This window comes from Cupriavidus necator (assembly GCF_040578825.1).
Taxonomy (GTDB): domain Bacteria; phylum Pseudomonadota; class Gammaproteobacteria; order Burkholderiales; family Burkholderiaceae; genus Cupriavidus; species Cupriavidus necator_E.
Genome location: NZ_JBEFLI010000136.1, coordinates 1 through 6,978, shown reverse-complemented (window position 1 = coordinate 6,978; position 6,978 = coordinate 1). Strand labels below are relative to the sequence as shown.

At 62.2% G+C, this 6,978-nt stretch carries 6 protein-coding genes and 1 pseudogene; 3 read left to right on the top strand and 4 right to left on the bottom strand.

Translation table 11 applies throughout. The features are described 5' to 3' along the window. Together AB1I47_RS33045 and tnpC are read left to right on the top strand one after the other, a co-directional pair. Window positions 1-448: Tn3 family transposase (locus tag AB1I47_RS33045; protein ID WP_354687861.1), on the top strand; the 448-nt coding region annotated here is incomplete at its 5' end. Then, entirely contained in the window at window positions 441-785 is a 345-nt protein-coding gene (tnpC, locus tag AB1I47_RS33040) for a Tn3 family transposase post-transcriptional regulator TnpC (protein WP_354687860.1), read from the top strand. The genes AB1I47_RS33045 and tnpC, both read left to right, overlap by 8 nt. Window positions 786-942: 157 nt before the next feature. On the opposite strand, the pseudogene AB1I47_RS33035 reads toward tnpC, so the two are convergent. The 4 genes and pseudogenes from AB1I47_RS33035 to AB1I47_RS33020 all read right to left on the bottom strand — a co-directional run. Further along, window positions 943-1,246 (bottom strand): annotated as a pseudogene (locus AB1I47_RS33035) (Tn3 family transposase); the annotation flags it as partial. A gap of 1 nt (window position 1,247) precedes the next feature. Continuing rightward, window positions 1,248-3,164 carry a cytochrome c/FTR1 family iron permease gene (locus tag AB1I47_RS33030; RefSeq protein ID WP_354687863.1) on the bottom strand — a complete coding sequence of 639 codons (1,917 nt, stop codon included), beginning with the start codon at window positions 3,162-3,164 and terminating at the stop codon, window positions 1,248-1,250. A 48-nt stretch (window positions 3,165-3,212) separates the two neighbouring features. Further along, window positions 3,213-4,304 carry a signal peptidase II gene (gene lspA, locus AB1I47_RS33025; RefSeq protein WP_354687859.1) on the bottom strand — a complete coding sequence of 364 codons (1,092 nt, stop codon included), beginning with the start codon at window positions 4,302-4,304 and terminating at the stop codon, window positions 3,213-3,215. Then, on the bottom strand, window positions 4,301-6,706 hold the full coding sequence (locus AB1I47_RS33020; RefSeq protein ID WP_354687862.1) for a heavy metal translocating P-type ATPase: 2,406 nt from the start codon (window positions 6,704-6,706) through the stop codon (window positions 4,301-4,303). The genes lspA and AB1I47_RS33020 overlap by 4 nt, the downstream gene beginning before the upstream one ends. Before the next feature lie 87 nt (window positions 6,707-6,793). On the opposite strand from AB1I47_RS33020, the gene AB1I47_RS33015 reads away from it, so the two are divergent. Continuing rightward, on the top strand, window positions 6,794-6,978 hold a 185-nt coding region (locus AB1I47_RS33015; protein WP_354687858.1), incomplete at its 3' end, for a MerR family transcriptional regulator.

Sequence of the window (6,978 nt, the reverse complement as noted above, 5' to 3'; positions counted from 1 at the left end):
CTGTCTCGTCCACTTTGGTGTCCGCAATAATTTGGTGGGCACCAAATTACCCAAAACCTCAATTACCCGTCCAGAACGGCCACCACGAGGCGCTTACAACAAGATCGAGTCCTACAATGGCTTTGCTAAATGGTTTTCATTCGGCGGGGATGTGTTGGCCGAGAACGACCCCGAGGAGCAGCAGAAGCGCCTACGCTACAACGACCTGATTGCTTCGGCCGTGATTTTGCAAAACACGGCCGACATGATGCAGGCGTTGCGTGCGATGGTGAAAGAAGGCATACCAATCGACGTGGCCGATATCGGTTTTCTCAGCCCCTATCTCACCAGCAACATCAAGCGCTTCGGCGACTACAAACTAAACCTGGAGCGGGTGCCGGAAGCCTGGATTCGCGACAGCCTCTTTGCAGGCCCCGCCCACTCCGTCCGCAAACCGCGTCATGCCTGACATAGATACCCCGTACGGCAAGGTCGATACCGTGGCCCTGCAGGCTCTGCAGGAGTCGTTCGACACGACTACCATCTTGCGCGTGGTTGACCAACTTGATGCCATTCGCTCACGCTGCAGGGACCCGGCTGGGATCCGAGATGATCTGTTGCGACTGCACGGCATGGCGCACACCGTCATCAACGGTGCTAGCCTGTCGTATGCCACCATGGGGCCGACTCTGGTGGAGCAGGCAGAGTCGGTCATCGAGGAACTGGATGACTGGATCCTGCTGCTCAAGCGCGCCGTGCAAACTCTACGGCAGTTGGAGACGCTTCGTCCTGGCGACGAAGGCTGACGCCGCTTCCTGTCGCCGCTGGGCTGGGAGTACATCCAATCTGACCGGAGATTATGTGTGGCGCAAGAGCCACAAATTACAGAGTTCCGGCCTCTGCGGCTGCTTCCAGAGCGCTAGCCAAGTCCGGATCCACGGGAGCTTGAAGGCGACATCGTCCCACACGGCGGCGCAGTTCGACGCTTTGCAGCCAGTCCGGGATGAGCGTGCGCTCGCTCGCGCAGGGTGACGGTCAGGCCGTTCTGGCGTGGGTAGCTGCCGAGCTTTCTGAGCATCAGCGAGGCCCTCACCGTGCCCTGCTTGATCGAGGTGGCCTGCCGCAGGAATTCGTCCCAATGGGCACGCACGTGCTTGATGTTAAGCGGGCCACCGATCATCGGTTTCAGCCCGTCGAAGGCGGCATCGCCCCTGGCGATATAGAGCTTGGTGTCGCCCAGGTCGCGGATGCGCGGCGCGAAGCGGAAGTCAGCCTTCAGGTGACGATATCCTGTGCGTCGAACGCAAATTGAAAGCAAAGGCGATCAGTGCCAAGAGCAGAACGGCAAGCTGACCCGAGAGTGTCTGCCATGACGGGTAGATACCCAATAGGTCAATACGCGGGATCGCAATCGGGCTGGTATGCAACAGTCCGGCCTCCTGCAGACCTGCAATGCCCTTGCCCGCCAAGATCACCGCGAGCACAGCCACAAGCAGCGAGCTGGCCGCGAAGAATTGGCCAATCGGCAGTCGTGCACTGGTGCGTAGCAGTACGGCTGCAAGCAGGGCCAGGAGTGCCATGCCTGCTCCCAAACCGGCGAGTAGCGGCCATCCATTGCCTTCTGTCCAGAGAGCCGCGAAGAACAGCACCGTTTCGAATACTTCGCGGTACACCGCGACGAACGCCAGCGAGAACAGGAACCATGCCGTGCGTTTGCTGAGGGCGGAGGACAGCTTCTCCTTGAGATAAACCTGCCAGCGACCAGCCACGCTCTTCTGGTGCATCCACATGCCCACACCGAGCAAAACCACGGCGGCGAAGAGCGACGAAAATCCCTCCGTCAATTCCCGGCTCGCACCGCTGACACCGACCAGATAGGTCGCCACGGCCCAAGTGACGCCACCGGCTGCCAGCGCGGCCACCCACCCGGCGTGGACATAAGCCACTACGTCTCGCCGCTCGGCCTTCTTGAGAAACGCCAGCATGGCCACGACCACCAGCAAGGCTTCCAACCCCTCACGCAACAGAATGGTCAGCGCCCCGACGAAGGCCGCTACCGAATCGTTTTCCGAGGGCGCGAGTACCGTGTCCGCCTCATCGAGCAAGGTTTGCAACCGCTGCTGCGCAGCCTGCACGTCACCAGGCGTGCCCTTGGCCACCAACGCCCGGTAAGACACCATCGCGGCTTCGATCTTCTCGAACAGCGGGCGGTTGCGTGTGGCAAGCGCGGGTTCCACCGGTTCGAAGCCGTCAAGGTAGGCAGACAGAGCCAGTTTGGTCGCTGTCGCGCGATCCCCGCCCTGCAATGCAACCACGCTCTTGGCGAGTTGGGCCTTCGCAATCGCCGTGCCTTTGGGTTGGTTCGCTGCTAGTGCGCTCGGGTTGGCACGCAGATAGGCGGTCAATGCCTTGGCTGACTGTTCGTCCAGCCGATCCGCCAGTACATGTTCAGAGGTTTGCGTTAGCACGTCCAGTGTGGCCACAGTGTGCTTGGCCTGCGCATTCGCTTGCCAAAGCTTCGCCCCTTCAGCCTTGTCGCTGTCCGCGTAGGGCAGCGTACCGACAAAAAACGCCAGCGCCCAGCGATCTTCATCCGAAAGGGAACCAAAACCCTGCATGGCGGTTCCTTGCACGCCATTGCTGATGATCTGATGGAGGGCAAACAAGCTGCGTTCACGTGCCCGCTGGTGCTCAGCCAGCGCGGTCGGCTTTGGATTCAGGGATGCAGCCAACGAGCCATCGCCGCGCCCTTGCGGGCCGTGACACGCCGCGCACTGAGCTTGGAACAGTTGAGCACCTCGTGCCAAGTCCGGCATGGCGGCCGGGACCACTGGGAATGGGTACGTCTTCTGCACGGCGCCGGATAGCGCATGCGCCAGTCGTGCCACGGCGGCCGGGTCGGCTTTATTTGCCACCGCACCGCGCAGTTCGGCAGCCTGTTGCAACAAGGTTTCCTTGCCCGCCTGGCTCGGTAACTCGCTCAACTGACGCTCCGCCGTGGCGGCGAACTCCTGCATTTCGGCGTATTCCGACTCTTTCAGCACCGCGCCATTGGCCACCGCGCCACCGTAGTCCACGGCCACATAATCCAGAAGTTGCCAAATCTGCTTGGCTTTGGTTTCAGTGGTGTCGGCTGCGACTGCTGGGCCACCAGCCAGCGCACAGGTCGCCAGCAGCAGCGCCATCAGCCAGCGGTAGGTGGCTCGGCAAGGCATGAGGATTCTCAATTTATATCATTGGTAATGATTGTAATTCTCAATTGCCTTTGCGTCCACCACCTTGCCTTGGGTCAGCCCTTTCTTGATGAGCAGAGTGACACCCAAGGTGATGGCCACATCGGCGAGATTGAAGGCGGGCCAATGCGTGTGCCGCCAATGGAAGTCAAGAAAATCCACGACCGCCCCGCGCAACACGCGATCCGCGACGTTGCCGAGCGCGCCGCCGAGGATCAGGCTGTAGCCCAGCGCTTCAAGCCGAGGCGGTTGCTGCCACAGTATGCGCATCAGCCAAGCTGAGGCAACCAAGCCAAGGGCGATGAGGAAGGGCCGTTGCCAGCCACCCGCGCCGGCCAAGAAGCTAAATGCAGCCCCCGGATTCAGCACATGGACGAGGTTAAAGAATGGTGTGACTTCGACCTGATCACCATAAGCATATGTGCGGCTGATAACGGACTTTGCGAGCTGGTCGGCCATGACGGCACTAGCAGCCACGGCATACCAGACCCAGGTTGAGGTGTAACGCGCCGTTCGCCACACGGGTGCAGCGGCCGGTATCAGCCACCCAGCGAGGACGGTACAACTCAATCCCAGGCTCCAGCCGGCCAGCACATCGGCCGGAAAGTGCATCCCAGCCGCGAGGCGTGACCAACCGACCAATGCGGCGTACAGAACCAAGCCGGTGCGGCCACCGCGACCCACCAAGGGCCAAAGCGCCCCGACGACCAGCGTCGAATAGGTAGCGTGCCCGCTAGGCAGGCTGTAGTGGCGTTCGGCCTCCCCGATGACGCGCACCAGCTCGCCGAGCACGGCGGGCGGGCGTGGGAAGTCGAGCCACAGCTTCAAGACGGTGGCGCCGAGCAAGGCCAGCAGGAAAGCCGTTCCAAATCCAGCAAGCCGCAGCCGTACTGCGCGGGCACGCGCTGGATCGGTGGCCGACTTCGACCACCACCAGAAGCCCAGCAGCATCGCAGGCGCTGTCCAATAGCTGCCCACGAAGCTGAAGAACCACGCCAGCGGTGCGATCGCTGTGGGTGTACCCGTGTTGATGGCTTGGAATAGCGCGACGTTCAGACCACCCCAATCGTAGAGAATGAATTTCCAACTCATCGGCGCAACAGCCTCAAGCCGTTGCCCACAACGAGCAAGCTTGCCCCCATGTCGGCGAACACGGCCATCCACATGGTCGCGTGGCCGGTGAAGGTCAGCACCAGAAACACCGCCTTGATGCCAAGAGCCAGTGCGATGTTTTGGGCCAGCACCTGGGCCGTGGCACGCGATAGGCGCACGAAGGTCGGAATCTTGCGCAGGTCATCGTCCATCAGCGCCACGTCGGCCGTCTCGATGGCGGTGTCGGTGCCGGCGGCCCCCATGGCAAAGCCGATGTCAGCGCGTGCCAAGGCCGGGGCATCGTTGATGCCGTCCCCCACCATACCGACCTTGTTGGACTGCGCAAGTTGTTCCACCTCGCGCAACTTGTCCTGCGGCAGCAGATTGCCCCGCGCACGGTCGATCCCAGCCTGAGCGGCAATCGCCTGCGCGGTGTGCGGGTTGTCGCCGGTCAGCATCATGGTGTTGATGCCCAGAGCATGCAGCTCGGCGATGGCGCTTCGGCTGCTGTCCTTGATCGTGTCGGCGACCGCAAACAGGGCCTGCACGCCTTCCGGGCCCACCAGCATGATGACGGTCTTACCTTGGGCCTCCAGCGCCGTGATGCGCTGCTCCAACTCAGACGTGCAGCGCCCCAACTCTTCGAGCATCCGATGGTTTCCCAGGTGATAGGTTGCGCCGTCGATGCTGCCGCTCACGCCCCGGCCGGGCAGTGCGGCGAACTCGGCTACTTCACTCAGTGCAACGCCTTCGGCGCTCGCTGTCAGTGCCACAGCCTTGGACACAGGATGATCAGACCGCGCCGCCAAACTGGCAGCCAGGCTGTGGCTACGCGCGGGCTGTGCAGGGCCCCATATGATTAAATCCGTCTGCGCGGGCTTGCCGTGCGTGATCGTTCCAGTCTTGTCCAGTGCCAGCCAGCGCAGCTTGCGGCCTGCTTCCAGATAAGCACCGCCCTTGATGAGAATGCCGTGACGGGCGGCGGCGGCCAAGCCGCTGACGATGCTGACCGGCGTGGAGATCACCAGCGCGCACGGGCAAGCGACGACCAGCAAGACCAGCGCGCGGTAAATCCAGTCCAGCCACGCAGCGCCCATGAACACCGGCGGAACCAGCGCGACCGCGACCGCCACACCGAACACGATGGGCGTGTACCAGCGGGCGAACTGATCGACGAAGCGCTGGGTGGGTGCTCGACTGCCTTGCGCGGCCTCCACCGCGTGGATGATGCGGGCCAGGGTAGAGTTGCTGGCCACTGCCGTGACGCGATATTCAAACGAGCCGGATTCGTTGATCGTGCCTGCAAACACCGGATCGCCCTGCGTCTTCTCGACCGGCAGGCTCTCGCCGGTGATCGGCGCTTGATTGACGGTAGAGCGTCCTTCCACCAACTCGCCATCGAGCGCGATCCGTTCGCCCGGTCTGACGCGAACCCGGCTCCCGATGGCAACCTGTTTGGCGTCCACCTCGCGCCATATGCCGTCCGGCTGCTGCACCGTAGCCTGTGCCGGCGCGAGATCGAGCAAGCCACGGATAGCGTTGCGGGCACGATCCAGCGACTTGGCTTCGATCACCTCGGCCAGCGCGAAAAGCACCATCACCATTGCAGCCTCCGGCCAATGACCGATCAGCATCGCGCCCGTGACGGCAATCGACATCAGGGCGTTCATGTTGAGGTTGCGGTTCTTGAGCGCGATCCAACCCTTCTTGTAGGTGGACAAGCCCCCCGTCAAGACGGCCACCAGCGCCAGAACCACGACCGACCAGTGGTTGCCGTTGTGGAGCCAGTAGACAGCTTCCGCAGCCGCTGCCGTCACCAAGGAGATACCGAGCGGCCACCAGTTGGTCGCGGGGGCCGCCGATGCCGCCGACGAGGGCGCGGGCTCCTTCGCATCGAGTACCCGCGTATCGAAGCCCAGCGATGTCAGCGCAGCCAGTACCTCCGGTAGCGTATGGGGAGCATGACGCACGGACAGCGTGCGCTGCATCAGATTGAAATCGAGATCGGCAACCCCGGCCACCGTGGTGAGCTTGTTGCGGATCAGCGCCTCTTCGGTCGGGCAATCCATCTTGGCGATGCCCAGCTTGGTGGTCTGCTCGGCTGATGCTTCATCCGTGCGCACGGCACGCATGCCGATGGCAGTTAAGGCTTGCTCAACCGGGCCCAGCGACGGCAGTTCGTGCCGCACTGCCAGCGTGCGCTGCATCAGGTTGAAATCCAGTCCGACCACGCCCGGTAACCCGGCCAGCTTGCCCCGGATCAACGCCTCTTCCGTGGGGCAATCCATGTTCTCGATGCGATAGACTGCTGTGCCCGATTCGGCCGTGGGATTGGCTTGCGCCTTGGGCGCGATGGTCGGCACGGTCGCGCAGCCGCACCCCTTAGACCCGCATTCGCTCATGGCAATTTCCTTCATTTAGATCGTTTGGTCATTGTCTAGTTAAATCCCTATAGCTACTATAGAGTCAAGCGTTTTTTGGAGATCGTGATGGGCATCAGGATTGGGGAACTTGCCAAGCGGACAGATTGCGAGATCGTGACGATCCGCTACTACGAGAAGGAAGGGCTGTTGCCGGAGCCAGCGCGCAGCAGTGGCAACTTTCGGCTGTACGGGGACGTGCACGTCGAGCGCTTGCAACTGATCCGTCATTGCCGTTCGCTCGACATGACGCT

Bases quoted from the DNA above. Each gene is read 5' to 3' on its own strand.
- AB1I47_RS33020 (WP_354687862.1), bottom strand. From the start codon at position 6,706: ATGAGCGAATGCGGGTCTAAGGGGTGCGGCTGCGCGACCGTGCCGACC.
- AB1I47_RS33030 (WP_354687863.1), bottom strand. From the start codon at position 3,164: ATGGCGCTGCTGCTGGCGACCTGTGCGCTGGCTGGTGGCCCAGCAGTC.
- lspA (WP_354687859.1), bottom strand. From the start codon at position 4,304: ATGAGTTGGAAATTCATTCTCTACGATTGGGGTGGTCTGAACGTCGCG.
- tnpC (WP_354687860.1), top strand. From the start codon at position 441: ATGCCTGACATAGATACCCCGTACGGCAAGGTCGATACCGTGGCCCTG.